The following is a 26,783-nucleotide window of genomic DNA, read 5'->3' as shown; positions in this document are numbered from 1 at the left end:
AACGGGGCGCCTTGGGCTCAGAGGGCGTTGCGAGCGGCCACGGCGTCCGCCAGGTTGCGCAGCAGCACCTCGGTATCGGCCCAGCCGATGCAGGCGTCGGTGATGCTCTGGCCGAAGGTGAGCTCGCACCCGTCCACCAGATCCTGACGCCCTTCCACCAGGTGACTCTCCACCATGACGCCGAACACCGCCTTGCTGCCGGCACGCAGCTGACCGGCCACGTCCTCGGCCACCAGCATCTGGTTCTTGAACTGCTTGCTGCTGTTGGCGTGGCTGAAGTCGATCATCACTTTCTGGGGCAGACCGGCCTTGTCCAGACCACTCACCACCTCATCCACGTGACGGGCGCTGTAGTTGGGCTCGCGGCCACCGCGCAGGATGATGTGACAGTCCGGGTTGCCAGCGGTCGAGACGATGGCGGAGTGGCCGTACTTGGTCACCGACAGGAAGTGGTGCGGGGCGCTGGCGGCGCCGATGGCATCGATGGCCACCTTGATGGTGCCGTCGGTGCCGTTCTTGAAGCCCACCGGGCAGGAGAGACCGGAGGCCAGCTCGCGGTGTACCTGGGATTCGGTGGTACGGGCGCCGATGGCACCCCAGCTCATCAGATCCGCCACGTATTGCGGGGTGATCATGTCGAGGAACTCGGAGGCGGTCGGCAGCCCCATGTCGTTGAGATCCAGCAAGAGCTTGCGACCCAGGCGCAGGCCGTCGTTGATCTGGCAGCTGTTGTCGAGGTAGGGGTCGTTGATCAGCCCCTTCCAGCCCACTGTGGTACGGGGTTTTTCGAAGTAGACCCGCATCACGATCTCCAGCTGATCTTTCAGCTCGTCGCGCAGCACCTTGAGGCGTTTGCCGTATTCCAGGGCGGCGACCGGATCGTGGATGGAGCAGGGGCCGATCACCACCAGCAGGCGATCATCGTCGCCGGCCAGGATGTTGTGGATGGCCTGACGGGATTCAAACACGGTGGCCGAGGCGGTGTCGGTCGCCGGAAACTTCTCAAGCACCGCAACCGGGGGCAATAACTCTTTGATTTCACTGATACGAACGTCGTCGGTTTGATGCTGCATGACCAAGTTTCCTGCTAGATGACTGCGATAAAGAGATCTCAATCTAGCCCTGTGCCGGGTCGGTGTAAATAGAAAATTACATTCTTCGACAAGGAATTTTATTATCGCACCTTGCAAGTTTGCATAATGCTGCTAGGAGGCATGAAAAAAGCGGGGGGCAGAGATGAAAAGGCCCGCACGAAGCGGGCCGAAAGGGCTCAGGCCTGACTGACGCTGGCCAGCTTGTCGAAGTAGTCCGGGAAGGTCTTGGAGGTGCAACCCGGATCATTGATGGTGACCGGCGTATCGGAGAGTGCCACCAGGGAGAAGCACATGGCGATGCGGTGATCGTTGTAGGTGTCGATGGCCGCGTGGGTCAGCTGTGCGGGCGGAATCACGGTGATGAAGTCGTGCCCCTCCTCCACTTCCACGCCCAGCTTGCGCAGCTCGGTCGCCATGGCGTGCAGGCGGTCGGTCTCCTTCACCCGCCAGTTGTAGATGTTGCGGATGGTGGTGGTGCCCTCGGCAAACAGCGCCGTGGTGGCGATGGTCATGGCCGCATCCGGGATGTGGTTCATGTCCATGTCGATGCCGTGCAACGGCCCCTGCTCGGCCTCGATGAAGTCATCGCCCCAGGTGATGCGGGCCCCCATCTTCTCCAGTACGTCGGCGAAGTGGATGTCCCCCTGGATGCTGTGCTTGCCGATGCCGGTAACCCGCACCTTGCCCTTGATGGCGCCCGCCGCGAGGAAGTAGGAGGCGCTGGAGGCATCCCCTTCCACCAGGAAGTCCCCCGGGCTGACATAGGTCTGGTTGCCCTTGATGTAGAACACCTTGTAGTCGTCGTGCTCGATGACCACCCCGAACTGCTTCATGATGTGCAGGGTGATGTCGATGTAGGGCTTGGAGACCAGCTCCCCCTTGATGTGGATGCGGGTGTCGCCAGCCGCCATGGGGGCCGCCATCAAAAACGCCGTCAGGAACTGGCTGGAGACGGAGCCGTCGATGTGGACATCGCCACCCCAGAGCCCCTTGGCATCCACCACCAGGGGCGGATAGCCATCTTTCTTCAGGTACTGGATGTGGGCACCCGCTTCGCGCAAGGCATCCACCAGGTGGCCGATGGGGCGCTCTTCCATGCGCGGCTCGCCGCCCAGGGTATACTCGCCGGAGCCCAGGCACAGAGCGGCGCACAGGGGGCGCATGGCAGTACCGGCATTACCGAGGAACAGGTTGACTGGCGCCGAGACCGCGAAGCTGCGACCCAGACCGTGCACGGTGCACTCGGTCTTGTCGGCGGAGAGCTTGTACTTGACGCCAAGCTGGGTCAGCGCCGCCAGCATGTGGCGGATGTCATCGCTGTCGAGCAGGTTGGTCAGCCGGGTGGTGCCCCGGGCCAGGGCCGCCAGCAGCAGGGCCCGGTTAGAGACACTCTTGGAGCCGGGCAGATTGACCACCCCGGCCACGCTAGAAATGGGTTCCAAACGCAACGAATTCATAGACTTCCTGTTCGATCTCAATTAAATCACCTGACCGGACGTTAACAGCCCGCGTCCCCCGCGGCAAGTTCGACAGTGGCACGACCGCGGGAGAGGGTCGCCTGGGTCAGGATGGGTCTGAAAAACAGACGCCGGGGAGTCCCCGGCGTCTGGCAATGGGGAGGCACGCCTCAACCGTGGCGTTTGGCAAAATCATCCATAAAGCTGACCAGGGCCTTGACCCCTTCCAGGGGCATGGCGTTGTAGAGGCTGGCGCGCATGCCACCGACGATGCGGTGTCCCTTGAGGGCCAGCAGACCGGCCGCTTCCGATTCCGCCAGGAACAGCTTGTCCAGAGCCCCGTTCTTCAGCTGGAAGGGCACGTTCATGCGGGAGCGGCAGGCCACATCCACCTTGTTGCCATAGAAGCTCGACTGATCGAGGTAGCCGTAGAGGAAGTCGGCCTTCTCCTTGTTGCGTGCTTCCATCGCCGCCAGGCCACCCTGCTCCTTGAGCCACTCGAACACCAGACCGGCCAGATACCAGGCGTAGGTGGGGGGCGTGTTGAACATGGAGTCGTTCTTGGCGGTGAGCTGGTAGTCGAAGATGGACGGCACATCGGCACGGGCCTGGTTCAGCAGATCATCGCGCACGATGGCGATGGCCAGACCAGAGGGGCCTATGTTCTTCTGGGCACCGGCGTAGAGGATGCCGAAGCGGCTCACGTCGAGGGGACGGGAGAGAATGGTGGAGGAGAGATCCGCCACCAGGGGCACATCGCCGGTGGCCGGGATGTCGAACATCTCGATGCCATCGATGGTTTCGTTCGGGCAGTAGTGCACATAGGCGGCATCGGCGCGAAACGCCGGCGTCGGCAGCAGGTGGGAGACCCCCTGCTCGTTCTTGGCCACCCCCTGGAAGGTCTGGATGTCACCGTATTTCTGGGCTTCATCCACGGCGCTCTGGGCCCAGACGCCGGTCACCAGGTAATCAGCCTTCTTGTTGGCGCCACCCAGCAGGTTCATGGGCACGGCGGAGAACTGGCCGCGGCCACCGCCGTGCATGAAGAGCACCTTGTAGTTGTCCGGCACCGCCAGCAGGTCGCGCAGATCGCTTTCCGCCTTCTCGGCGACCGCCATATAGGGCTTGCCGCGATGGGAAAGCTCCATGACCGAGGCTCCCAGCCCCTGGAAATTACAAAATTCGCGCTGGGCGCGCTCCATGACTTCAACCGGCAACATGGCGGGGCCGGCGCAGAAGTTGTAAATCTGTTTGCTCATGACGCTTTCCGTGAATGGATGTGTGTGATCGGTGACTCGAACGTTTTTACACGACAGCCCCCCGTGGGGGCAAAGGCTTTTTGGGATCCAGCGCAACCTTTTGCCCTGGCGCCACCGGGCACCCATCAGACAAAAGCCCTGAACGGGCCAGGGCTTGCAGAGAATATGCATGGAAACGGGGGCGAGACAGCACGGACGGCTTTACTTCGCCCCTTTGTGGCAAATTTACAGCTTGGCGGTGAGCTCCGGCAGCAGGGTGAAGAGATCCCCCACCAGACCGTAGTCCGCCACCTGGAAGATGGGGGCCTCCGCGTCCTTGTTGATGGCGACGATCACCTTGGACTCCTTCATCCCCGCCAGATGCTGGATGGCGCCCGAGATGCCCACCGCGATGTAGAGCTCGGGGGCCACCACCTTGCCGGTCTGCCCCACCTGCAGGTCGTTGGAGACATAACCTGCATCCACGGCGGCCCGCGATGCCCCGACGGCAGCCCCCAGCTTGTCCGCCAGAGCGTCGATGAGGGCAAAGTGCTCTTTCGAGCCGAGTGCCCGCCCGCCGGAGACCACCACCCGGGCCGCCCCGAGCTCAGGTCTGGCGGAGCGCACCGCACGCCGCTCGATGAGCCGGGTACGGCAGCGCACCTCGCCCACCGGCAGCGATTCCATCACGGCACGCTCCTCCCCGGACCCGGCCTTGGCGAACGCGGTGGGCCGCACGGTGAGCACCTTGATGGGGGCGCTGCTCGCCACCCGGGCGATGGCGTTGCCCGCATAGATGGGACGCAGGAAAGTGTCGGGCCCCTCGATGCCGGTCACCTCGGCGATCATCTCCACCCCGAGCCTGGCCGCCACTCGCGGCAGCAGATCCTTGCCCTGGCTGCTGGCCGCCATCAGGCAGTGCTGGTAGTCCCTGGCCACCTCGGCGAGCAGTCTGTCTACCCCGTCGTTGAGCCCCTCCGCCAGCATGGGATGTTCTGCCAGCAGCACCCGGTTTACCCCCGTGAGGGCGGCGGCCTGCTCCCCCGCCTCCGTCAGCCCCTGCCCCAGCAGCAAGAGGTGCACCTCGCCCCCCAGGCGCCCCGCCGCCGTGACCAGCTGGGCCAGGTTGTCGGCGATCCGCCCCTGATGATGTTCCGCAATCACAAGTACGCTCATGGCAGCACCTTCATGTCATCCATTGATCCCTTGCTCCCCGGGGCCGCTGCCCCATGCATGGCGCTCACGCCTGCGGGAGACATCCCTCTCATGCCCCCACTCATCAGAGCACCCGGGCTTCGTGCTTGAGCTTGTCCAGCAGCTCGTCCACCGAGCCCACCCTGATGCCGGCGCTGCGCACCGGCGGCGCCATCACTCCGAGCTGCCGTGTCTGGCCGGCCGGCACCACCCCGAGGGCGGCGAACGGCTGGCTCTCCAGCGGCTTGCGCTTGGCCTTCATGATGTTGGGGAGGGAGGCGAAGCGCGGCTCGTTGAGGCGCAAGTCCACGGTCACCACGGCGGGCAGCGCCATGCCGAGGGTCTCGAGGCCACCGTCTATCTCGCGGGTCACCTGCAATTCCCCCTCCACCAGCCTGATGGCGGAGGCGAAAGTGGCAAGCGGCCAGTCATTGAGGGCGGCGAGCATCTGCCCCACCTGGTTGTTGTCGGAATCGATGGACTGTTTGCCGAGCAGCACCAGATCGGGCTGCTCCTGCCCGCACACCGTTTGCAGGGCCCGGGCCACGGTGAGCGGAGTCAGGGTCTCGTCGGTAACATAGTGCAGCGCCCGATCCGCCCCCAGCGCCAGGGCATGGCGCAACTGCTCGGCCGCCGCCTCGGGGCCGAAGGTCACCACCACCAGCTCGGATGCCACGCCGGCTTCCCGCAGCCTGACCCCCTCCTCCACCGCGATTTCACAAAACGGGTTGATGCCCATCTTCACATTGGCGAGCTCCACATCGGAGCCATCCCCCTTGACCCGGATCCTGACGTTGTAATCAACGACCCGTTTGACTGCGACCAGCAGCTTCATGGCGGTCATCCCTCATACCTGTTGTGTGGGTCCACCTTGTCGTCACTCACTTTTCTGCTGACAAAGTGGTTTACGTTTACGTAAACTACCAGCACTACCCTAGGCCAAGTCGAGCGCAGAGGCAAGATGGAACGCGAAGCAATGGTATTTGATGTCGTCATCGTCGGTGGCGGCCCGGCAGGCCTGAGCGCCGCCATCGCATTGAAGCAGCAGGCCCCGGCCCTCTCGGTCTGCCTGCTGGAGAAGGGGGCCGAGATCGGCGCCCACCTCATCTCCGGCGCCCTGTTCGATCCCGTCGCCCTCAGGGAGCTGCTGCCAGAGAGCTGGCAGGAGGCCCCCCTCGGCGTGCCGGTGACGGATGATCAGGTCCATCTGCTGCAAAGCGACAGCCGCTCCCTGCAACTGCCCCACTGGGCGGTGCCACCCCGCATGCACAACGACGGTAGCCACATCATCAGCCTCGGCACCCTCTGCCGCTGGCTCGGCAAGCAGGCCGAGGCCCTCGGTGTCGAGATCTACCCGGGCTTTGCGGCGAGCACCATCATCGTGGAGGAGGGCCGGGTGCGCGGGGTGGTGACCGGCGATCTTGGCCTCGACAAGGAGGGCAACCCCAAGCCGGATCACGTGCCCGGCATGGCCCTGTATGGCCGCTATACCCTGTTTGCCGAAGGGGCGCGCGGCCACCTCGGCAAACAGCTGATCGCCCGATTCCATCTGGAAAATAGCGCCCAGCCGCAGCATTACGCCATCGGCTTCAAGGAGGTGTGGCAGGTGCCTGCGGGACAATCCCATCCTGGGCGGGTGCTCCATGGCAGCGGCTGGCCTCTTGGTGAGAGAAAGGGCAACAAGAGTCAGGGGGGCTTTTATCTCTATCATCTGGCCCAGGATCAGGTGGCGGTCGGCCTTATCGTCGATCTCAACTACCAGAATCCCTGGCTCAGCCCCTTTGACGAATTCCAGCGTCTCAAGCACCACCCCCTCATCGCGGCAACGTTGCAGGGGGGCGAGCGCATCAGCTACGGCGCCCGGGCCATCACCAAGGGGGGCTGGCACTCATTGCCGCGCATGCACTTTCCCGGCGGCCTGCTCATCGGCTGTGATGCGGGCACCCTGGACTTCTCCCGCATCAAGGGGATCCACACCGCCATGAAGTCAGGCATGGTGGCGGCCGCGACGGTCGCCATGGCACTGCGAGGAGGGGATGAAGGGGGACGGGATCTGGCCGAGTTTCAGGACGCGCTGCTGCAAAGCTGGCTGACCCGGGAACTGAAGAGGGCCCGCAACGTTGGGGCCGCCCTGCACCGCTTCGGCCCCTGGCTCGGCGGCGCCTTCAACTGGCTGGAGCAGCGACTCTTTGCCTTGACCTCTCCTTTTACTCTGCTGGACAAGGAGCCGGATTACCGCCAGCTGCGCCTGGCCAGCCGTTGCCAGCCCATCGACTACCCCAAACCCGACGGCAAGCTCAGCTTCGACAAGCTCTCCTCCGTCTATCTGGCCAGCACCAGCCACGACGAGGATCAACCCTGTCACCTGACCCTTCAGGACGCGCGCATTCCGGTCGAGGTCAACCTGCCCACCTGGGCCGAACCCGCCCAGCGCTACTGCCCGGCGGGGGTGTTCGAGATCCTCGATGGGGATACCCGGCCAAGGCTGCAGATCAACGCCGCCAACTGCATTCACTGCAAAACCTGCGACATCAAGGATCCCAGCCAGAATATCGTCTGGACGCCGCCCCAGGGCGGCTCGGGCCCCAACTATCCCAATATGTAACAGGCTTGCCCACGCAAACCAGAGCAGATAACAAGGAGACGCAGCCCCGGAACATCGCACGGAGACCGTTTCCTGCGCTTGGCCGGGGGCTGTCGCAGGGCGACCAGCAACCCGTCATTCCCGCCGGTGAGCCCGGGCCCTTCTCCACTCCAGGGCGAACAAAGGAGGCGACGTCGGGATCGCCCGCATCGGGGTCGCCACGGCTGATCCGACCTCGCCGCTTTTTTGAGCGAACAGGCTGAACCCCCGATGAATAGGCCCTGACAAGCGGGTCCCGCCCCTGTATAGTTCGCCGCATTCAGGTTGTCCATCGGCCTCGTTATGCTATTTCATGGGATCGCTTTCCGTGCGATCTAAGGCCGCATGAACCTGTGCAACCATCCCTGATTACCCATGACTTCTTAAGGGGGGACAGATGATCACCGCCTACATTCTCAACAACAAGGTGCTGGACATAGTCACGCTCGGGCCGGATGACATCGTTCCCGACAACACCGTCTGGCTGGATGCCTACAAGCCGGACACTGCGGAGCGAGAATGGTTGACGGGCCTGTTCCTGGAGGAGGTGCCGGACAAGGAGGAGCTCGATGACATCGAGGCATCCGCCCGCTTCTACTGGGACACCGACGGTCTGCACATCCACTCCCTGTTTCCCCAGCGCATCGGCCGCGACACCAAGGGTGTGCACGTCTCTTTTACCCTGCGCAACAACCTGCTGATCAGCATTCGCGAGGATGACATCGGCCTGGTGCGTCTGCTGCGCCACTACATGCGCCAGGACAGGCTGGAGGTCGAAGACGCCCTCGACATCCTGCTGGAGGTGCAGAACCTCAAGGTGGAGTACCTCTCAGACCTGATCGAGGATGGCTACAAGACCCTGGAGAACACCGCCGATCAGATCTTCGAGCCGGACCAGATCAACCCCATGCTCAAGGAGCTGATGGCCCAGGAAGAGGCCAACGGCCAGATCCGTCTCTCCCTGCACGATACCCGCCGCGCCCTGCGCTTCCTCAAACGCAGTCTGCGCCAGCGCATGACGGGGGAGCAGAACAAGTGGATCGACGAGATGCTGCACGACGTGGAATCCCTGCTGCCCCATACCCAGTTCCTGTTCGACAAGATCAACTTCCAGCTGGAGGCCTCCATGGGGGTGACCAATCTGGAGCAGAACAAGGTGATCAAGATCTTCTCGGTAGCCGCGGTGATCTTCCTGCCGCCGACGCTCATCGCCAGCATCTACGGCATGAACTTCGGCCGCATGCCGGAGCTCGCTTGGGAATACGGCTATCCCCTCTCCCTGGTGCTGATGGTGATGTCATCGCTGGGCACCGGTCTCTTCTTCAAGCGAAAAGGCTGGCTGTGACGCCGGAACCCGGCAACTAAAGACTGCGGATTGGGGGGCCTGGCCCCCCGATTAATTCCCGGCCGTTGCCGGCCTTGCAATGGCCTGCCCTGTGCCCCATATCCCCTTCATCACTCGCACTGCATGAATGGATACCGGGCCACCATGACCCTCTACCCCGAACACCGTTACGACGATCACGGCCAGTTGCGCCCCCCGCTCTGGTTCTGGCCCATCGCCCTCTTGCTGACCCGCTCGGTCTGGCTGTTTCTGATGGCGGGGGTCACCCGGGAGAGTGGCAGCGCCATCCTGACCCTCTTCTACCCGGACAAGCTCACCCTCTATGTCAGCCTGCTGACGGACGTGCCCGCCATGCTGGCGCTGCTCGCCTGCGGCGGCACCCATCGCCAGACCCACAGTGCCAGAGCCTGGCTCAGACGCCACAGCCGCGCTCTGCTGCTTTGCTCCACCGCGAGCGGCCTGGTGATGCAACTGCACAGCCTCAATCTGCAGCAGTGGTCGTTCAACTGGCCCACCGCCCTGGTGCTCATCGCCAGCCTCTGGGCGCTCTGGTATCTGCTAAGAAGCCGCCAGTTGCGGGATTACGCTCTGGATCAGCCCCACTGACAGGCTGGTTCACTGGCGCGTGACCCGGATCTGCAGAGTCTGGCGTTCGCTGCCGCTGGCCCCGCCCATGCCTGATGGATTGGCGATCGCGGCCTCCCGGCTGCCTTGGGTTGTGGAAAGCTCCCCCACCGTCAGCCACTGGCCCGGGGCGCCGCTCACCTCGGTGGCACTCTGGCCGGTGTGTATGTTGCCTCGCTCCACTCTTGCCTGTTCACTGCTGAGGGCCACCTGCACCCTGTCCCCTATCAGGGTCGCGGTGGCGTAGAGACCGTTCATCAGCGGCATCATGCCCACCACCCTTCCCCCCTGCCACTGGTAAAAGGTGACCGGCTGATAGGACCCCATCTGCAACAACACGGGCCGCCCGGAGAGGCCACGCACCTGCCAGTTGTCACTCTGGCTGCGTTCATAGTGCCGGGCATCCCCCCCCAGCAGCCACTGCCGTTTGGCATCCAGGCCCAGCCCCACTCCGGCCTGCTGACTGCTGGAGGCGCCATCCACCCGCCACTCGATGAGCAGGCTTTGGGGCGGCTGGTTCACTTGCGCCAGGGTACGCTCGGCCTCCTGCAACTGGGCGGGGGTTCCGCTCAGTACCAGCTGGTTGCCCATGGCGCTCACCCCGAGATCCGGGTAGATCTCCTTGAGCGTCTGCACCGCGGCATCCGCCTCGAATACCGGTATGACCTTCACTTCGGCCCTCAGGGGCAATGCCAGCAACAGGCAGCACCCCAGCCCCCAATACCCTGATCCAGCGCGCATCTTCTCCTCCCGGCGTTCACCGCCACCCTCTCGCTTCCTGCCATCATGGTCCATGGCGCCCCGATTGCAACGGGCCTGGTATGCAACCCCATACAGAGGCACCTGATAAAGACTCGTTAAGATACCAATCAATACAAATAAAAATGGTTATCATTTGTTGTCACAACAAAAACCCTCGGATACAATTCGGACTCATTTTTTCGAGTCAGCCTCTGATGAAGCCAGAATCCGTCGCATCCACCCCTGCCGCCATCCACCTGGCGCTGCTCATCAACATGCTCTCCATGGGCTGCATGATGATGGTGATGCCCCTTGGCCCGGAACTGGTAACCCGCCTGGGGATGCTGCCGGAGCAGACAGGTTACTTCAGCGGCGGCGCCACCCTGGGCGCCGCTCTGCTGGGCCTCCTGGCCGCCCCCTGGCTCGATCGGGTCAACCGCAAACCCGCTCTGCTGGTACTGCTGGTCTTGCGCTTTCTGCTCTTGATGGCTTGCGCCCTGGCCGAGGATAGCCAGACACTGCTGCTGCTTTTCATCCTGTCCGGCTGCGTGGCCGGCCCCCTGGGGGCCATCCTGATGGCGGCGGTGCTGGATCTGGTACCGCCCGCCGAGCGGGGCCGCCGTCTCGCTTACGTGGGCATGGCGTTTTCCCTGGCCGCCATTCTGATCGTGCCCGCGGCCCTCGTGCTGGCCCAGTGGTCTGGCTGGCAGAGCCCCTTCCTCTTGTTTGGTGCAGGGGGCCTGCTGCTGGCCCTGCTGTGTGCCATCTGGCTGCCGTCCCTGCCGGTCAACCGGGCCCCGGCAGGTCAGGGGATGCGCCAGTTGCTGGGGTCACCGCTCTGCCAGGGAGCCCTCTTCATCCTCTGCCTGCAGATGTTCGGCCACTTCCTGCTCATTCCGCACTTTGCCAACTACTTCCAGTTCAACCTGGGTTTCCCGCGCGAGCAGATCGCCAGCCTCTATCTGTGCGGCGGCCTTGCCAGCATGGCCACCATGCGCCTGTGCGGCGGCTGGATCGATCAGGGCCGCGCCCAGGGCGCCATCCTGCTCACCAGCCTGGCCCTGGCCCTGATCACCCTGGTGGGCTTTGCCTTGCCGGCAGGCCTGCCTCTCTATCTGCTGTTCACCCTCTTCATGGCCCTGAGCTCCGCCCGTGCCAGCACCACCCTCGCGGTCACGGCGGCCATTCCGGCACCCCATCAGCGCGCCGCCTTCATGTCTTTCCAGGGCTCGGTCACCAATGTGGCCGCGGGCCTCGGCAGCCTGTTCTCCGCCAGATATCTGGTCTCCGACGAGGGGGGCGCCCTGCACGGTTTCCCCACCCTGGCCTGGATCAACATTGCGTGCACCCTGGTGGCCTGCGCCGGTGTCTGGTTCCTCATCCGGAGCCTGAAGAGCACAAGAGATAACAATAATCCTGCCTCTGGCACCGCCAGACAAGGAAGTCAGTGAGCACCGGATCAGAAGAATCCGGACCCCATAACCTCAGTTATATCCATGGAGTTTTTGACAATGCAGTTGCAGCACGGCCTCTTTAAACTGAACCCCATTCTGCTCTCCCTTGGTCTGCTGGCCGTACCGGGCCTGGCCCAGGCCGAGTCCGTCAAGGCCAACGAGACGGTGGTGGTCACCGCCACCCAGACCAAGCACACCGAGCTGACCGCCCCGGCCAGCGTCTCCGTGGTCACCCGCGCCGATCTGGACAAGATGAACGTCAACAACATCGGCGATGCCCTCAAGCACGTGCCCGGTGTCAACATCATCGGCACCAACCCCACGGGTCGCAACGAGATCAAGATCCGCGGCATGGGCGGTGACTACACCCTGCTGCTGGTCAACGGCAAGCGGGTCAACGCCCGCGAGACCCTGGGCAGCTCCTTTGGCAACGACTTCGACTTAAGCTCCATCCCCATGGCCGCCATCGAGCGCATCGAAGTGATCCGCGGTCCCGTCTCCTCCCTGTACGGGGCCGATGCCCTCGGCGGCGTGGTCAACGTGATCCTGCGCCAGGCCAAGGAGAACACCGAAGCGGCCGTCGGCTACACCCACACCATGCCCACCAAGGGGGATGGCGGGGATGCCAACCAGGGTAGCGCCTTCGTCTCCGGCGCCCTGATCGACAACAAGCTGCTGGGCAGCGTGGTGGTGGAAGGCTATCAGCGGGATCGCTGGAAGAGCGAGCAGTCCAACAACCCGGATGCCGACGCCCTGGAGAAACGGGAAGTGGTCAACGTGCTCTCCAGCCTGAAGTGGCTGGTGGCCGACAACCAGGACATCGACTTCGATCTGGGTTACAACCAGAACGACATGGACAGCTACTTCAACAACGTGCCCCGTGCCCCGACCGCACCGGCCACCCCCCACAACGTGCAGAAACTCGATCGCCTGAGCCTGGGGCTGACCCATAACGGCCGTTGGGAACACTTCGACAGCCGCGCTCGTTACTACTTCGAGCAGACCGATCTGATGGATGACTCCCAGCTCAACGGTGGCGCCGCCGACATCACCCAGACCAACAACACGGTGGATGGCCAGTTGAGCGGCTACCTCGGGGATCACCTGCTGACCTCGGGTGCAGAGTTCCGCAAGACCGAGCTGGAGCACAGCCGCAGCATCCAGAACGGCAGCGTGGATGCGAGCCAGAGCGCCCTCTACCTGCAAGACGAGTTCGGCTTTGGGGATCTGGCCCTGACGCTCTCCGGCCGTCTGGATCACCACGAGACCTATGGCAACGAGTTCAGCCCCCGTGCCTACGCCCTCTACTCCCTGAGTGACGAGTGGGTGATCAAGGGCGGCGCCGGCAAGGCGTTCAAGGCCCCGACCCTGGCCCAGTCCAGCGAAGGGTTCGCCACCACCGCCTGCCGCGGCGCCTGCAAGGTGATAGGCAACCCGGATCTGAAGCCGGAAACCTCCGTCAGCTACGAGCTTGGCACCGCCTACAACGCCGATCGCTTCGGCGCAGGCGTGACCGGCTTCCACAACGAGATCGAGGATCTGATCCAGAGCGATCAGTGGGGCCCGGGCTACCGTCCGACCGTCATGACCTACCTCAACGTCAAGAAGGCCCGCATCAAGGGGCTGGAGCTGACCGGCTGGTTCGACGTGCTGGACAACGTGCAGCTGACCGGCAACCTGACCCTGCTCGACTCCGAAGACAAGAGCACGGGTGACGATCTGGCCAAGACCCCGGATCACACCGGCAACATCGGCCTGGACTGGAAGGCGAGCGACGTGGTCAGCGCCAACCTGGCCTGGCAGTATGTCGGCAGCCAGGTGATCAAGGTGCCGGCCCGCAACGCCCAGGCATTCACCTCCAAGCATTACCAGACCCTGGACGTGAACACCAAGTGGACCGTCACGCCGGCCCTGGACTTCAAGCTCGGCATCACCAACCTCACCAACACCCAGCGTGACGAGGTGGCGACCGACGCCGACTTCATCCTGGAAGGTCGCACCGTCTACGCAGGGGTCGATTACAAGCTGTAATCCATCCTGTATGCGGGAGCCCCGGTCGCGGGGCTCCCTTTTTGCGTTTCTGCCTCCCCGAATTCAAGGAGTCATTGAGTGCTCAGATACCAAGCTCGGCTGTTCTGGCTCGGCGTGCTGCTCCTCTTCCTGCTGATTTGTCTGTCACTGGCCACCGGGGCCGGTGTCTATGGTGGCCGCGAGGTCGCCGGTTTCCTGATGGGCGATCCCGCCTTCGTAGCCGATGAAAAGCTCGCCATGATAGTCCATACCCTGCGCCTGCCCCGCACCCTGGCAGCCCTGGTGGTGGGGGCGTCACTCTCCCTGGCGGCTTCCATGCTGCAAAGTGCCACCCGCAACCCTCTGGCCGAACCCGGCCTGCTCGGGGTCAATGCCGGCGCCGTCTTTGCCCTGGTGATCGGCCTCACCTGGTTTGGCGTCGAATCCGCCTACGGGTATCTGCTCTGGTCCGGCATGGGGGCCCTGCTCGGCAACCTCATCGTGCTGGGCCTCGGCCTCATGGTGGGGCGCTCCAACCCCCTCAAGCTCATCCTGGTGGGGGTCGCCCTCTCCGCCACCTTCGGCGGTCTTTCCAACTTCCTGCTGCTCTCCAACCGGGTGGTGCTGGAGCAGTTCCGCTTCTGGAACTTAGGGTCCCTTGCCGCCTCCAGTCTGGAAGCGGTACTCACCGTGGTCCCCTTCGCCCTGGCCGCCCTGCTGCTGACCCTGGCGCTCTGTCGCCCTCTCACCCTGATGCAAATGGGGGATCACCAGTCCAGGGCCCTCGGCATCCGCCCCACCCGGGTGCGGATCGGCGTGCTCTTGGCCGCAACGCTCTTCACCGCCTGCGCCATCGCCATCGCCGGTCCCATCGGCTTTGTCGGCTTCCTCGCCGCCTACTGCGCCCGCCTGGTGGAGCCGGTTCGCCTCGCCATCCAGGTGCGCTTCTCCGCCCTGTTCGGGGTGCTCTTTCTGCTCGGTGCCGATGTGCTGGCCCGCTGGCTTATCCAGCCCTACGAGCTGCCCAACGGCGTCATTCTGGCGCTCATCGGAGCGCCCGTGCTCATCCTGGTGGTGCGCAGCGGCGGCTTCCGCTCCCTGCTGGCCGTCAAATAAGGTGCCACGCCCATGAAGAACTCTCTCTCACTCCCGAGCGGCACCCTCTGCCTTCGCCTTGGCAGCCACACCCTGTTGCTGCACCGCCGCGCCTGGCTCATCACGCTGGGGCTCCTGGTCGCCCTCACCCTGCTCTCCCTGCTGGCCCTCACCCTGGGTTCCGGCAAGATCACCATGATGGGGGTGATCCAGACCCTGCTCGGGGAGGGAAGCCGACTCGATCAGGTAACCGTCTTCAAGATCCGCCTGCCGCGCCTGTTGGCAGTGCTGGTGGCCGGCGCCGCCATGGGACTCTCGGGCTGCCTGGTGCAGACCCTGGTGCGAAACCGCCTCGCCACCCCGGACATGATCGGGGTCAACGAGGGGGCATCCCTTGCCATCATCATCTTCTCTCTCTATCTGACCCTGGGTACCTGGCCCTGGTGGGCCGCCCCCTTCGGCGCCCTGTTTGCCGCCGCCGTGCTCTATGCCCTGTGCAACAAGCCGGGGGAGCAGGGCTACCTGTTCGTGGTGATCGGCATCGGGGTCTCGGAACTGATGAACGCCCTCGGCCAGTTCGTCATGTCCACCCAGTCCCTGGTGCACCTCACCAGCCTCTATCTGTGGAACATGGGCAACTTCGTCGGTCAGGGCTATGGCACCCTGCTGCCGGTAAGCCTGCTGCTCCTGCTCATCTGTCCCTGGACCGTCTGTCTCTCCCGCTCCCTTGGCGTGCTGCGCCTGGGACCGGTCACCGCCCGAACTCTCGGGGTCAACGTGAACCGGGTGCAGCTCGGGGTGCTGGCCCAGGCCATCATCGTCGCAGCCCTTGGCACCGCCATCGGCGGCCCCGTGGTTTTCATCGCCATGGCGGCACCCATCCTTGCCTCCTGGCTCAGCCGGGATCGCATCGTGCCGCTCTGGATTGCCGCCCTGTGCGGCGCCCTGATGCTGCTCGCCAGCGACACCCTGGTGCGGGTGCTGGCCAGCCCCCACGAAGTGGCTACCGGCATCATGACCCGCATTCTCGGCGGCCTGCTGCTGCTCTTCATCCTGCTCAAAGATCGCCAGAAGGCCGACTGACCATGGCATTCATCCATTTTCAATACAGACCGAGGGCCGCCCGATGACGCTCACCGTGAACCGACTCCAGTTCGGCTACCCGCAAAAGACCATCTTCAAGGAGATCTCCTTCTCCCTCCCCCGGGGCAAGCTGGTGGGGATCGTCGGCCCCAACGGCGGTGGCAAATCCACACTGCTCAAGCTCCTTGCGGGACAGGAGCAACCCCGGTCCGGGGAGATCCTGCTCAAGGAGAAGCCACTCGGTGCCTATGGCGCCAAAGCCCTGGCTCGGGAACTCGCCTATCTGCCCCAGCGACCCCTGGTCCCCCCCGGTATCCTGGTGGAGCAGCTGGTGCAATATGGCCGCCATCCCCATCAGGGCTGGTTCAATCAGTGGAGCGAGGAAGATGCCCGCATGGTGGACTGGGCCCGGGAGCGGATGCAGCTTGATGCCATCTGGCACCAGAGCGCCAGTTCGCTGTCCGGCGGTCAGGCCCAGCGGGTGTGGCTCGCCATGGTGCTGGCCCAGGATGCGGACATCATCTTGCTGGACGAGCCCACCAGCGCGCTGGACATCGGCCACCAGACCGAGGTGATGGAAGCCATCCATCGGGTCGCCGCCGAGGGCAAGACGGTGCTTATCGTCATCCACGATCTCGCCACCGCCGCCCGCTACTGTGACGAGCTGATTGCCCTGGGGGATGGCGCCATCCAGGCCATGGGCCCGGCCCGGGAGGTGGTGACCAAGCCCCTCATCGATCGCCTCTACCAGACCGATGTGGACATACTGCACGCCCCCGGCGACGGGGCCCCTGTCATCGTGCCCCGCCGATGCGCTGACGAAGTGCCTCGCCTGCGCGCCGACCATGGCGTGTCGGCCTGAGCCATACCCTGTGCCAGAGAAAGAAACCGCCTGATGGCGGTTTCTTTCTCTGGGCTTTGCGTTGGCGTTATCCGGGCGCTGGCATCGTGCTCACAGCAGCAAGACGGTGAGCACGCCCCCCGGCAGGGCTTGCCAGTGCAGGGTGGCGCGCCAGCCGGCTGGCAGGGTCGGTGTCAGCGGGCATTTGAGCTCCAGGGTGAGAGTCTGCGCCGTCATGGCGAGCCAGCGGGCATCGAGAAAGTCAAAGTAGCGCCCCACCCGGGAATAGAGCCCCTTGAAGAGGCTCTCCTTGGCGGAAAACACCAGAGTCAGTCCCTCTGCCAGGCTCAGCTGGGCGTCGTGAGCCCCCGCCTCCAGCCGTCCCCACTCCTCCCCATCCATGATGCCGGGCCAGAGCTGCGCCCCTTGGTCGCCATCGAGCCAGGCCTCCAGATCCAGCCCGATTCCCTCCTGGCCCGGACGCACCGCACACAGGGCCACCCCCTCTCCCGCCAGCCGGCTGTGGCTGATGCTCCCCTCCACCCCTTCAGGCCAGAGTGGCTCCCGGGCCGCTCCGATGGCCACGCTGCATCCTGCAAGACCGAAGGGACGCAGGGCCTCACGGGCTGCGAGACGCCCTGCCAGAAACTCCCCGAGGCGCTTGGGGGCAGCCCCCTGCAATGAAGCAGGCAGGATGATGCCCTGCGCCCCAAAGCACTCCGGCGAGAAGGCGGCGGGATCGAAACAGACCCGATGAAGAGGCAGCGTCTCCAGGCCCGGCAGGCACAAGGTATCGGATTGACGGACAAAGGATCCATCGAGTGAGGGACAACGAGGCAACATGCAAGGCTCCTGACAGGGGCCTGCGATGGTACCAAAGCAAGCCGAGGTCATGCCACAAATACAAATGACAACGCTTCTCACTTGCTTTGTGGTAGCATGTCCCCGCCCATTCGGGGCTGGCCGGGCGGCTCTCAGGCACTTTCCACAGACTCCGGCCCACCGATTTCACCCATAAGGATGTCACCATGAAGATCTTCTCCCCGCTGGCCACCTTGCTCATGCTGGCCAGCCTGACGGGCTTCCAGGCCCAGGCGGGCAGCCGCCAGGTCATCGATGCCAACGGCCAGCCCCAGAGCGTCCCCGATGCGCCCCGGCGGGTCGTCGTGTTGAGCGAACTCGATCTCGACAGCGCCCTGACTCTGGGGGTGCAGCCGGTGGGTACCGTCAATGGACGCGGCCAGTCCACCCTGCCCCGCTATCTGCTGGACAAGGCGGGCAAGGAGATCGCCGTGGTCGGGGATCTGGACAACCCCAATCTGGAGACCCTCATCGATCTGGAGCCGGACCTCATCCTCACCGGCCAGACCAAGCCCGAGCTCCTGGCCCTGCTCAAGGAGATCGCCCCCACCGTCGTCACCGGCAACTGGGGCGAGCCCTGGAAAACCGTGTTCGGTCGCAGCGCCGACGCGATGAACCGGGGGGCCGAGGCCAAGGCGTTCCTCACCCGGTATGAGGCCCGCCTGGCAGAGGCCCGCAGCAAGCTCGCCCAGCATCAGGGGGAACAGATGAGCATAGTGCGCTGGAACCCCAAGGGGCCGAGCTACATGCACGGCGGCACCTTTGCCAGCAGCGTGGTCACCGAGATGGGGCTCACCCGACCCTCTCACCAGATTGGCGACAAGAGCCCCCACTCCCCGGCCCTGAGCCTCGAATCCCTCAACCTGCTGGACGGTGACTGGCTGGTGATCGGCACCCTCAGCACCAGCGGGGATGCGGTGGATGCCATGAAGCAGGCCGAGCAGACACCGGCCTTCCAGCAACTCGGCGCCATCAAGGGCAAGCGCTTCGGCGCCGTGGACGGGTCGCTGTGGACCTCCACCGGCGGCCCCCAGGCGGCCCTCAAGGTGATCGACGACGTCGAGCGCCTGCTCACCAAACCGGATGCCGCCCCCATCGCTCACTAAGCCCCCTCGGTTTACAGCCAACAAGAAGCCCGCATGATGCGGGCTTCTTTTTTATCCATCGCTCTTACCGTCCGGCAAGGCCGCCTACTCGGGCAAGGGCAGCGCCTTTCTGTCGAGCTTGCCGCTGCCGGTCTTGGGCAGGGCATCCAGCAAGAGGATCCGTGCCAGCACCCTGTTGTTGAGGCATCGAGCCTGCAAGCCCTTTGTCACACCGGCAATGGCAGCGCCTTTCTGTCGAGCTTGCCACTGCTGGTCTTGGGCAGGACATCCAGCAGGATGAGCCGCGCCGGCACCATGTAGTGCGGCAGCGTCGCCTGCAACCCCTTGCGCAGGGCGAGGCGATTGAGGGTCACCCCGCTTTTCGCCTCCACGTAGCCCACCAGCATGGCCTCGTCCCCCTCTCCCACCAGACGCACCGCTGCCTCCTGCACCCCGGCCTGGCGGCGCAGTCCCGCCTCCACCTCGCCGAGCTCGATGCGAAAACCGCGCAGCTTGATCTGATCGTCGCGCCGCCCCAGATAGAGGAAGCGGTCCGCCCCAAGGAGGCGCACCCGATCACCGGTGCGATAGAGGCGATGGGTGGCAAGGCGCAGGAAGGCGGCGCTGGTCAAGGCCGGCTTGCGCCAGTACCCCTCGCACAGGGCCGGGCTCTCGATGCAGAGCTCGCCGCACTCTCCCTCTGCCACCTGCTGCCCCGCCTCGTCCAGCACCCAGTGCCGATAGCCGGGCAGGCTGTGGCTGATGGTGATCTGGCCATCAGTCGGTGGCCAGCGCACCTCGCTCACCAGGGACCAGACGGTGGCCTCGGTCGGCCCATAGCAGTTCCACAGCCGCCGGGTGCGGGCACAGAGCTGCTCGGCCAACCCTGAGTCCAGCGCCTCGCCACCGCACAGGGCGGTGAGGGTATTGCGCCCCTGCCAGCCCGCTTTAAGCAGCATACGCCAGCAGGCCGGGGTGGCCTGCAGCCAGTTGATGGAGGAATCGGCCTCGAGCAGCGCCATCATTCCCAGCGGATCCTTGTTGTGCTCGCCGCCGGCCACCGTCAGCCGACCACCGCCCCAAAGCGGCCCCAGCATCTCCAGCAGGGAGATGTCGAAGGCCGGGGTGGTGATGAAGAGCCAATGGCAGCCAGGTGATAACCCGAGCCGCTCGCGGATCCCGTCGAGGAAGCAGAGCAGGGCCCGCCGGCTGATGACCACCCCCTTGGGCTCGCCGGTGGAGCCCGAGGTGAACATCATGTAGGCGGCCAGGGCGTCATCCACCTGGGGCCAGGAGACGGGCCCTGTCGCTGCGGGGCCATCGAGGGTACGCAGCGGACAGCCGAAGGCGGGGGCCGGTCTGTCGCCGTCGCAGATCACCGCCGACAGGCGCGCCTGACGGGCGATCCCCTGCAGCCGCTCCACCGGAAAGTCCGGCTCAAGGGGCACGAAGGTGAGACCGAGCCGCAGGCAGGCCAGCAGGCTGGCCACCAGATCGGGGCTGCGGGAGAGATAGAGGCCGACCCGCTCCCCCACCGCCAGCCCCTGCAATCGCGCGGCAATCTCGCCGACTCTGACATTGAGCGCGCCGTAGCTGAGCCACTGCTCATCTGAACCGCCCTCACTGATGCCCTCCCCGCCCATACGGATGGCGGGGGCCAGCGGAGTGGCGGCCAGACAGGCCGCCAGCCGCGCGCCCAGGTTGGCCGCCCCCTCACGGGGTGCAGGCCGGGTTTGCACGAGCGGAGCCTCATGCTTGATGGTCACCGTCATAACGCTGCCTCCGTTTGGCTTACCAGCCAGTGCCGATAGAGCCGGCTGGGGGATGGATGGGCCTTGAGCGTCTGCAGGGTAAGTGGCGCCCGATCCTGGCCAAACGCCTCGTTGAGGGCCGCCAGCAGGGCGAGCTGCTGCACCGAATCCACCCCGAGTTCACACAGGGTCTGCAGCCAGATCCCGGGCACGCCGCACTGGCGCTCCCACAGGGCCACCAGCACGCGGGCCTCGGCCGGCGGCTGAGCCAGGCTGGGCTCCGCCCTGGTGGCTACCACCTGCGGCATCACCGGGGACTGTACCGCCGCCACGCTGGCCGGCTGGCTCAGATCCGCCTGTGCCAGCCAGGCGAGTTCGGCCAGCCAGTCAGCCAGCACCGCCTCGGTCCGGGCCTCGGGGATCTGCTCGCCGTCGAATTCGAGGCGCAGTTGGAGCGTCTCGCCCCGGCTGCTGACCACCAAGGAGAGCGGCAGCTCCACCTTCTCCACCACGGTGCCAAAGCGCGGCACCAGCTGGTGAGGCTCGGGGGCGACAGGGGTTGCCGGCATGGGGTAGTTCTCAAACACGAACAGACTCTGGAACAGACGCGACCGGCCTTTGGTCAGTGCCGCCAGCGACTGGGTGCCGTGCTCATTGAGTGCCATCAGGTCGGTCTGCAACCGGGCGATGTGCTCGGCCAGGGTCAGCTCGGTGTGCCACGCCAGCGCCAACGGCAGGCTGTTGATGTAGAGCCCGACGCTTGCGGTGATCCCCTCGATGGGGTAATCCCGGCCCGGGGTCACGTTGCCCACCAGGGTGACGGCATCGCCAGAGCGGCCTGCCAGCAGACGGTGCCAGGCATATTGGGCCAACAGGCCCGCGGTCACGCCAAGGTCGCGGGCACGATGGGCGAGCAAGGTCGCCACCTCGGTCGGCAGCGCCGTGGCGCACACCGCCGGTCGCTGCTGGGTATGGCGCCCGCTTGAGCCCGCGTCCAGCGTCACCCCGAACAGGCAGGCGAGATCGTTGGGCGTTGCCAAGAGCTCGCCCCGCCCCTGCCAGTAGGCGTCGGCGCTGCGTGCTTGGCTGGCGATATGGCGGCCAAATTCGAGCCAGGCGGTATCCGGCTCGCCCTGCGGCAACAGGCCGTTCATCAGCGCCTGATAGCCCCGATGCAAGGACCCCAGCAACACGGGGCCGCTCCAGCCATCCAGCACGCCGTGATGGGCGCTGAAGACAACCTTGTGGTGATCGGGGGCCACTTTGAAGCAGGCAAGGCGCAGCAGGGGGGCCTGCTCCAGCGGGATCGGGCGGGCCAGATCCTGCTCGCGGTAGGCCTGGATCCGTGCCTCTGCATTACCCACTTCAGACAAGTCCTCATAGTGGAATGGCAACTCGGCGTGCTTGAGGATGCGCTGGAGCGCCACCCCATCCGCCAGCACCAGCTCGCTGCGAAGGGCCGGCCAGCGGGCGATCTGCCCCTGCCAAGCCTGACGGTAGACCGCCACGTCCAGCGGCTGGTGATAGTCCATCTCGGTCTGCAGGTGATAGGCGTGATCTCGGGGCAGCAACGCCCTGTGATGGAACATGCTCTGCTGAAGCGAGGTCATGGGCAGCAGGGTCTCCACTTCGCGTCCGCTCAGCACCCCATCGAGCGCGGCTTGCGAGAGGCCAAGCCCCGGGAAGTCGCTCGGGGTATGGCGCGGAGCCTTCACCGTGCAGCAGTGCTCCACCAGCGCCGTCAGGTTGTCCGCCAGCCTTGCCATCAGGGCGTCGCTCGCCTGCTGGTTGAGGGCGCCCACCTGGCGCAGGGTGAGACGGCCATCAAACACGCCCCCGTGCAGGCTGACCAGCTCGCGCGGCAGGTTGTCAGGGGACGTGGGGGCCCCCGGCGCCACGGGCAGGGGCTGCCAGGGCTGAGCGGCCTCGCCCTGATGGCTGACCCCCAGGTAGTTGAAGACCACCAGGGCCTGGGGCAGCTCAGACCCACGGGGGTGGTGCAGTCGCAGGGCGTTGAAGCCCACCCCCTTGTCCGGCACGGCGCGCAGCTGCTCCTTGGTGGCGCACACCAGCGCATCCCACGCTCCGGCATCCGCCAGCGCCAGCGGGTAGGTGCTGGTGAACCAGCCCAGGGTACGGCTCACGTCGAGTTCAGCATCGATGGCCTCACGACCGTGTCCTTCCAGCATCACGCAGTGACGGCTGCCGTAACCCTGCTCGCTCAGGGTACGAGTCAGTGCCGCCAGCAGCAGGTCGGGCACCCGGGTGAAGTAGGCCTGGTTGGCGGTGTCGATGAGCCGGGCAGTGGTCTCCTGACTCAGTTGCAGCAGGCTGGCGGCGGCGCGGCCATCGGCGGCGCGCGCCGCTTCCAGCAGGTGACCCTGGCTGCCCTCCCCCTGAGCCAACCAGAAGCCAAGCTGATCCTCTTCCCGTTTGGCGTAGGCTGCGAGCCCCTCGCCCCACTGGCGATAGCTGCTGCCCTTGGCGGGCAGCGGCTCGCCCCTGCTCACCCGGGCCAGATCTTCGGCCAGAATGCGCCAGGAGACCGCATCGATGACCAGGTGATGGAAGGCGAGGAAGAGCCCCTCCACCGTCTCGCCCTCGCGCGCCCCCTCGAGGGCGAGATTGCGCAGGCGGGCCCAGGCCAGGGTGTGGCCGCTGGCAGGGTCGAAATCTCCCTGCAGCTCGGTCAGGCGGGCCTGCAGCTTGGCCTCATCGAAATTGGCGGCATCCAGGGTCGGCAGCGGCGGCAATGGCAGTTCGGCCAGGTAGCGCTGGCCGGTCGGGGTCACCGCCAGGCGCAGGGCATCGTGGTGCTGGCGCAGGGCATTCAGCCAGCCGCGCAGGGCCTCATCGTCCACCCCGGCCGGCAGACGCAGGATCACCCCCTGGTTCCAGTGACCGGACTTGGCAAAGCCCTGTTCGAAGAACCAGTGCTGAATGGGGTGGAGCGGGAACTCGCCGGTCAGGCTGCCCTGCTCGCTTCTGTGGCTGACGGCTTGCTGCTGGCCGAGCTGGCGGCAGAGGCGGCGCACCGTCTTGGCTTCGAACACGTCCTTCACGCTGCAGTGCAGCCCCGCATCCCGCAACCGGGTAGTGAGCTGGATGCTGAGGATGGAGTCACCACCTAAGCGGAAGAAGTCATCCTCCACCCCGAGCGGTTGCTTGAGCACCCCTTGCCAGATGGCAAGCACGGTCTGCTCCAGTTCGTTTTGCGGCTCGCCCTTGCTCTGCAGCCAGACGATGGCGGGCAGGCGGCGCAAGTCCAGCTTGCCGTTGGGGGTGAGTGGCATCTCGGGCAGCCAGCACAGGCGCGCCGGCACCATGTATTCGGGCAGGCACTCGCCGGCCCGCTGCAGCAGGGCATCGCCGTCGGGCTCCCTTGCCCCGGCCTGCAAACAGGCGTAAGCGAGCAGGCGCCCCTCCTGCACCACCACCTTGATCTGGCGGATGGCCGGGCACAATTCGGCAAGCCGGGTCTCTATCTCACCCGGCTCGATGCGATAGCCGCGCAGCTTGATCTGCTCGTCTATCCGGCCCAGATACTGGATGTTGCCGTCGCGGCGCAGCAGGGCCCGATCGCCGGTGCGATAGAGGCGATGGGTTCGTGCCGCCAGCGCCAGCTCGATAAAGGCCTCCTGAGTGCGCTCCGGCAGATTGAGGTAGCCGCGGGCCAGCCCCAGCCCCGCCAGGCAGAGCTCGCCGGGCACCCCCACCGGGCAGGGGTTGCCCGCCTCGTCCAGGATCAGCGCCTTCAGGTTGTTGACGGGTCGACCGATTGTGATGGGCGCCCCCGGAGTGAGCCGCGCGCAGAGCGCGGTGACGGTGCACTCGGTCGGGCCGTACATGTTGAACAGCGCCACCCGCTCCCCCCAGCGCTCCACCAGGCTGCTCGGGCACGCCTCGCCGCCAAAACCGATGGCCTTGAGGGAACCGAGATCCGTCGGTGGCAGCAGGTTGGCGAGCAGGGCGGTCGGCAAAATCATGTGGCTGGCGCCGCAAGCAAGCGCGGCACTGATCACCCCCTCACCCGGCTCGCCGAAGTGCAGGGCCGCGCCGCAGTAGAGCGGCAGCAAGCTGGTCATGTTGCCGGCATCAAACGAGAGGGACATGCAGTTGAACATGGCGCCATTCTGATCAAGGGCGATGCGCTCACCGTGATCCGCCATCAGGTTGACCAGGCTGCCCTGCTCCACCATGACCCCCTTGGGCAGGCCGGTGCTGCCGGAGGTGTAGATGATCTGGGCCAGCATGGCGGCGTCCCGAGGCAGTGCAGGCGTGCTGGCTGGCATCTTGTCCAGCGCCAGCCCGTGCAGATCGTGATATTCGGCCGTCGTGCCCGCCAGCGCCTCGCCAAGCCGCGGATCCGGCACGCCACCCAGCACCAGGCTGATGGATGCATCGCCAAGGATATGGGCCAGCCGCTCGGCGGGATAGGCAGGATCCAGCGGCACATAGGCCGCCCCCGCCTTCCAGCAGGCGAGCAGGGCGATAACGAAGGCCACATCGCGCCTGGCCTGGATGCCGATGGCGGCGCCCGGGGTAACGCTGCGAGCCTGCAACCAGTGGGCCAACTGGTTGGCTCGCACCTCCAGCTCGCCATAGGTCAACGATTGCGCACCGTCGCTGACCGCCAGCACGTCCGGCAACTGCGTGGCCCGCCGCTCGATATGACAGAGCAGGGTATCGCGGCTCGGGTAATCCGGTGGCAGGTCGGCAAGCTCGGCGGCCAGCGCGGCCTGGTCGGTGCCCGCCTCCAGCGGCAGTTGCCAGATGTCGGTCTCGGGGGCCGCCACCACGGCGCGCATCAGGTGCAGCAGACGATCGGCATAAGCCTGGATGGTCTCCCGCTCAAACAGGGCGGTGGCAAACAGCCAATCCACCCTGACGGAATCCATCAGCTCGGTCACCTTGACCGAGATGTCGGTCTTGGCCGGCAACACCGGCGAGGTCTCCTCCACCAGCTGGCAACCGGGGATGAGATCGTTGAAGTCCACCTTGGCCTGATACACCAGCATGATCTGGAAGATGGGGTTGATGGCGGTAGTACGATCCGCGCCGATGGCCTCAGCCAGCGCCTCAAACCGATAGAGTTGATGGTCAAAAGCAGCTAAATCTTCTTCCCGACACTGCTGCAGATAGTCGACAAAGCTGGGCTTGCCGCTGAGTTGAGTGCGCAGCACCAGGGTATTGACGAAAAAGCCCACCAGGGACTCGATCTCGTGGCGCTCACGATAGGCGAGCGGGGTGCCGATCACCACCTCCTTCTCACCGCTCTGGCGCACCATCAGCAAGGCAAACAAGGCGTGCAGGCCGATGAAGTTGGAGGTGCTGTGGCGCTGGCAGAGGCGCTTGAAGCTCTCCCACAGCGCGTTGTCGATGGTGGAGAAGACCAGCTCGCCGCCGCTGTCCTGATGGGCCGGGCGCGGCTTGTCGAGCGGCAGACCGTGCACCTCGGGGCTGCCACCGAGCCGATCGACCCAGAACGGCTTGAACTCGGCGTGATAATCGAGAAAACGCGGTGAGTTGAACCAGCGGGCATAGTCGATGTAGGTGAGCGGCAGCTCGCTCACCTGCAAGGGCTCGCGGTTCTGGTGGGCAAGAAAGGCGCGCTTGAGATCCGCAAACATGTTCTTGACCGACCAGCCGTCGGAGATGATGTGGTGCTGGGTGATCAGCAGCACGTGCTCGCGGCTGCCCAGCCGAATAAGATGCACCCGGCTGAGATCCCCCTGGGTCAGGGAGAAGGGACGTCCAATCTCCTCGCGCACCCGGCGAGCCACATAGGCCTCCCGCTCAGCAATGGGCTCTGCGCTGACATCCTCTATCTGCAGCTTGAAGGGCGTGTGGGGCAGGATCTCCTGGGCCCCCCTGCCCGCCTCGTCCTTGATGAAGCGGGTGCGCATGCTCGGGTGGCGGGCGAACAGGTGGTCGAAGGCAAACTCCAGCGCCGCCGTGTCCAGCTCTCCCTTGACGCGAAAATAGACCGGCATGTTGTAGAGGTGGGAGGCCTCCTCGTACTGCTCGATAAACCAGAGCCCGCTCTGGGACGAGGAGAGCGGCCCCTGCCGGGCGCCCCCGGCGGCGATTGGTTCTTCGAAGGCGGCGCGGGCCGCCAGGCAGCGCACCAGCTCATCCTTGTGGGCCTTGATGGTGGCGCCGATGGACGGCGTCACCGCCTCCTTGCTCGACTGGGAGATAAGCTGGCCCTTGTCGTTCAGGGCCAGCTTGACCCCCTGCCGTTCCAGCTGTTTCAACAGCAAAATCATATTGTTCATCTGTTTCTC

18 protein-coding genes are annotated in these 26,783 nt (G+C 65.2%); 9 read left to right on the top strand and 9 right to left on the bottom strand.

The annotated features are described in order from the left end of the window. Nucleotides 1-17: 17 nt before the first annotated feature. From aroG to ACB037_RS07760, 5 genes are all read right to left on the bottom strand, one after another. Nucleotides 18-1,073: a 3-deoxy-7-phosphoheptulonate synthase AroG gene (gene aroG / locus ACB037_RS07780; protein WP_041212942.1), complete on the bottom strand. Its 1,056-nt coding sequence runs from the start codon at nucleotides 1,071-1,073 to the stop codon at nucleotides 18-20. A 197-nt stretch (nucleotides 1,074-1,270) separates the two neighbouring features. Beyond that, entirely contained in the window at nucleotides 1,271-2,551 is a 1,281-nt protein-coding gene (aroA, locus tag ACB037_RS07775; RefSeq protein ID WP_041212941.1) for a 3-phosphoshikimate 1-carboxyvinyltransferase, read from the bottom strand. Nucleotides 2,552-2,721: 170 nt separating this feature from the next. Beyond that, entirely contained in the window at nucleotides 2,722-3,810 is a 1,089-nt protein-coding gene (serC, locus tag ACB037_RS07770; RefSeq protein ID WP_371175142.1) for a 3-phosphoserine/phosphohydroxythreonine transaminase, read from the bottom strand. Nucleotides 3,811-4,035: 225 nt separating this feature from the next. Then, nucleotides 4,036-4,965, bottom strand: a complete 930-nt coding sequence (locus ACB037_RS07765; RefSeq protein WP_104452801.1) for an electron transfer flavoprotein subunit alpha/FixB family protein — start codon at nucleotides 4,963-4,965, stop codon at nucleotides 4,036-4,038. Between the two features lie 103 nt (nucleotides 4,966-5,068). Then, the gene (locus ACB037_RS07760; RefSeq protein ID WP_041215927.1) at nucleotides 5,069-5,818 is read right to left on the bottom strand and encodes an electron transfer flavoprotein subunit beta/FixA family protein; all 750 of its coding nucleotides are present in this window, start codon (nucleotides 5,816-5,818) and stop codon (nucleotides 5,069-5,071) included. Nucleotides 5,819-5,944: 126 nt separating this feature from the next. Between ACB037_RS07760 and ACB037_RS07755 the strand changes: the two genes are divergently transcribed. From ACB037_RS07755 to ACB037_RS07745, 3 genes are all read left to right on the top strand, one after another. Continuing rightward, nucleotides 5,945-7,588, top strand: a complete 1,644-nt coding sequence (locus tag ACB037_RS07755) for an electron transfer flavoprotein-ubiquinone oxidoreductase (protein WP_371175141.1) — start codon at nucleotides 5,945-5,947, stop codon at nucleotides 7,586-7,588. Between the two features lie 415 nt (nucleotides 7,589-8,003). Beyond that, entirely contained in the window at nucleotides 8,004-8,951 is a 948-nt protein-coding gene (gene corA, locus ACB037_RS07750) for a magnesium/cobalt transporter CorA (RefSeq protein WP_005301617.1), read from the top strand. 144 nt (nucleotides 8,952-9,095) lie between these two features. Continuing rightward, entirely contained in the window at nucleotides 9,096-9,557 is a 462-nt protein-coding gene (locus ACB037_RS07745; protein WP_045524977.1) for a DUF2919 domain-containing protein, read from the top strand. 9 nt (nucleotides 9,558-9,566) lie between these two features. Here the strand turns inward: ACB037_RS07745 and ACB037_RS07740 are convergent, their stop codons facing one another. Continuing rightward, nucleotides 9,567-10,316, bottom strand: a complete 750-nt coding sequence (locus ACB037_RS07740) for a hypothetical protein (protein ID WP_316286952.1) — start codon at nucleotides 10,314-10,316, stop codon at nucleotides 9,567-9,569. Nucleotides 10,317-10,531: 215 nt separating this feature from the next. On the opposite strand from ACB037_RS07740, the gene ACB037_RS07735 reads away from it, so the two are divergent. From ACB037_RS07735 to ACB037_RS07715, 5 genes are all read left to right on the top strand, one after another. Then, nucleotides 10,532-11,767: an MFS transporter gene (locus ACB037_RS07735; RefSeq protein ID WP_104455806.1), complete on the top strand. Its 1,236-nt coding sequence runs from the start codon at nucleotides 10,532-10,534 to the stop codon at nucleotides 11,765-11,767. Between the two features lie 60 nt (nucleotides 11,768-11,827). Further along, entirely contained in the window at nucleotides 11,828-13,801 is a 1,974-nt protein-coding gene (locus ACB037_RS07730; RefSeq protein WP_010674445.1) for a siderophore amonabactin TonB-dependent receptor, read from the top strand. A 78-nt stretch (nucleotides 13,802-13,879) separates the two neighbouring features. Further along, nucleotides 13,880-14,896 carry an amonabactin ABC transporter permease subunit 2 gene (locus ACB037_RS07725; RefSeq protein ID WP_010674444.1) on the top strand — a complete coding sequence of 339 codons (1,017 nt, stop codon included), beginning with the start codon at nucleotides 13,880-13,882 and terminating at the stop codon, nucleotides 14,894-14,896. A gap of 12 nt (nucleotides 14,897-14,908) precedes the next feature. Next, nucleotides 14,909-15,958 (top strand): amonabactin ABC transporter permease subunit 1, encoded by a 1,050-nt coding sequence (locus ACB037_RS07720; protein ID WP_039038895.1) that lies wholly within the window; start codon nucleotides 14,909-14,911, stop codon nucleotides 15,956-15,958. 43 nt (nucleotides 15,959-16,001) lie between these two features. Continuing rightward, complete coding sequence (locus tag ACB037_RS07715) at nucleotides 16,002-16,820, top strand: amonabactin ABC transporter ATP-binding protein (RefSeq protein ID WP_371175140.1); 819 nt, start codon at nucleotides 16,002-16,004, stop codon at nucleotides 16,818-16,820. A 90-nt stretch (nucleotides 16,821-16,910) separates the two neighbouring features. Here ACB037_RS07715 and ACB037_RS07710 read toward each other — a convergent pair whose 3' ends face one another. Next, nucleotides 16,911-17,642 carry a 4'-phosphopantetheinyl transferase gene (locus ACB037_RS07710; protein ID WP_214003009.1) on the bottom strand — a complete coding sequence of 244 codons (732 nt, stop codon included), beginning with the start codon at nucleotides 17,640-17,642 and terminating at the stop codon, nucleotides 16,911-16,913. A gap of 185 nt (nucleotides 17,643-17,827) precedes the next feature. On the opposite strand from ACB037_RS07710, the gene ACB037_RS07705 reads away from it, so the two are divergent. Continuing rightward, nucleotides 17,828-18,766: an iron-siderophore ABC transporter substrate-binding protein gene (locus ACB037_RS07705; protein ID WP_042017262.1), complete on the top strand. Its 939-nt coding sequence runs from the start codon at nucleotides 17,828-17,830 to the stop codon at nucleotides 18,764-18,766. A 206-nt stretch (nucleotides 18,767-18,972) separates the two neighbouring features. Here ACB037_RS07705 and amoH read toward each other — a convergent pair whose 3' ends face one another. Both amoH and amoG read right to left on the bottom strand, forming a co-directional pair. Continuing rightward, complete coding sequence (amoH, locus tag ACB037_RS07700) at nucleotides 18,973-20,517, bottom strand: amonabactin biosynthesis glycine adenylation protein AmoH (RefSeq protein ID WP_371175139.1); 1,545 nt, start codon at nucleotides 20,515-20,517, stop codon at nucleotides 18,973-18,975. Further along, complete coding sequence (gene amoG / locus ACB037_RS07695; protein ID WP_371175138.1) at nucleotides 20,514-26,774, bottom strand: amonabactin biosynthesis non-ribosomal peptide synthetase AmoG; 6,261 nt, start codon at nucleotides 26,772-26,774, stop codon at nucleotides 20,514-20,516. The genes amoH and amoG overlap by 4 nt, the downstream gene beginning before the upstream one ends. Between the last annotated feature and the right edge of the window lie 9 nt (nucleotides 26,775-26,783).

The organism is Aeromonas sp. S19(2024) (assembly GCF_041402625.1).
GTDB lineage: Bacteria > Pseudomonadota > Gammaproteobacteria > Enterobacterales > Aeromonadaceae > Aeromonas > Aeromonas caviae.
Note: the sequence above shows the minus strand (reverse complement) of the source record. Positions and strands in the feature narration are given on the sequence as shown.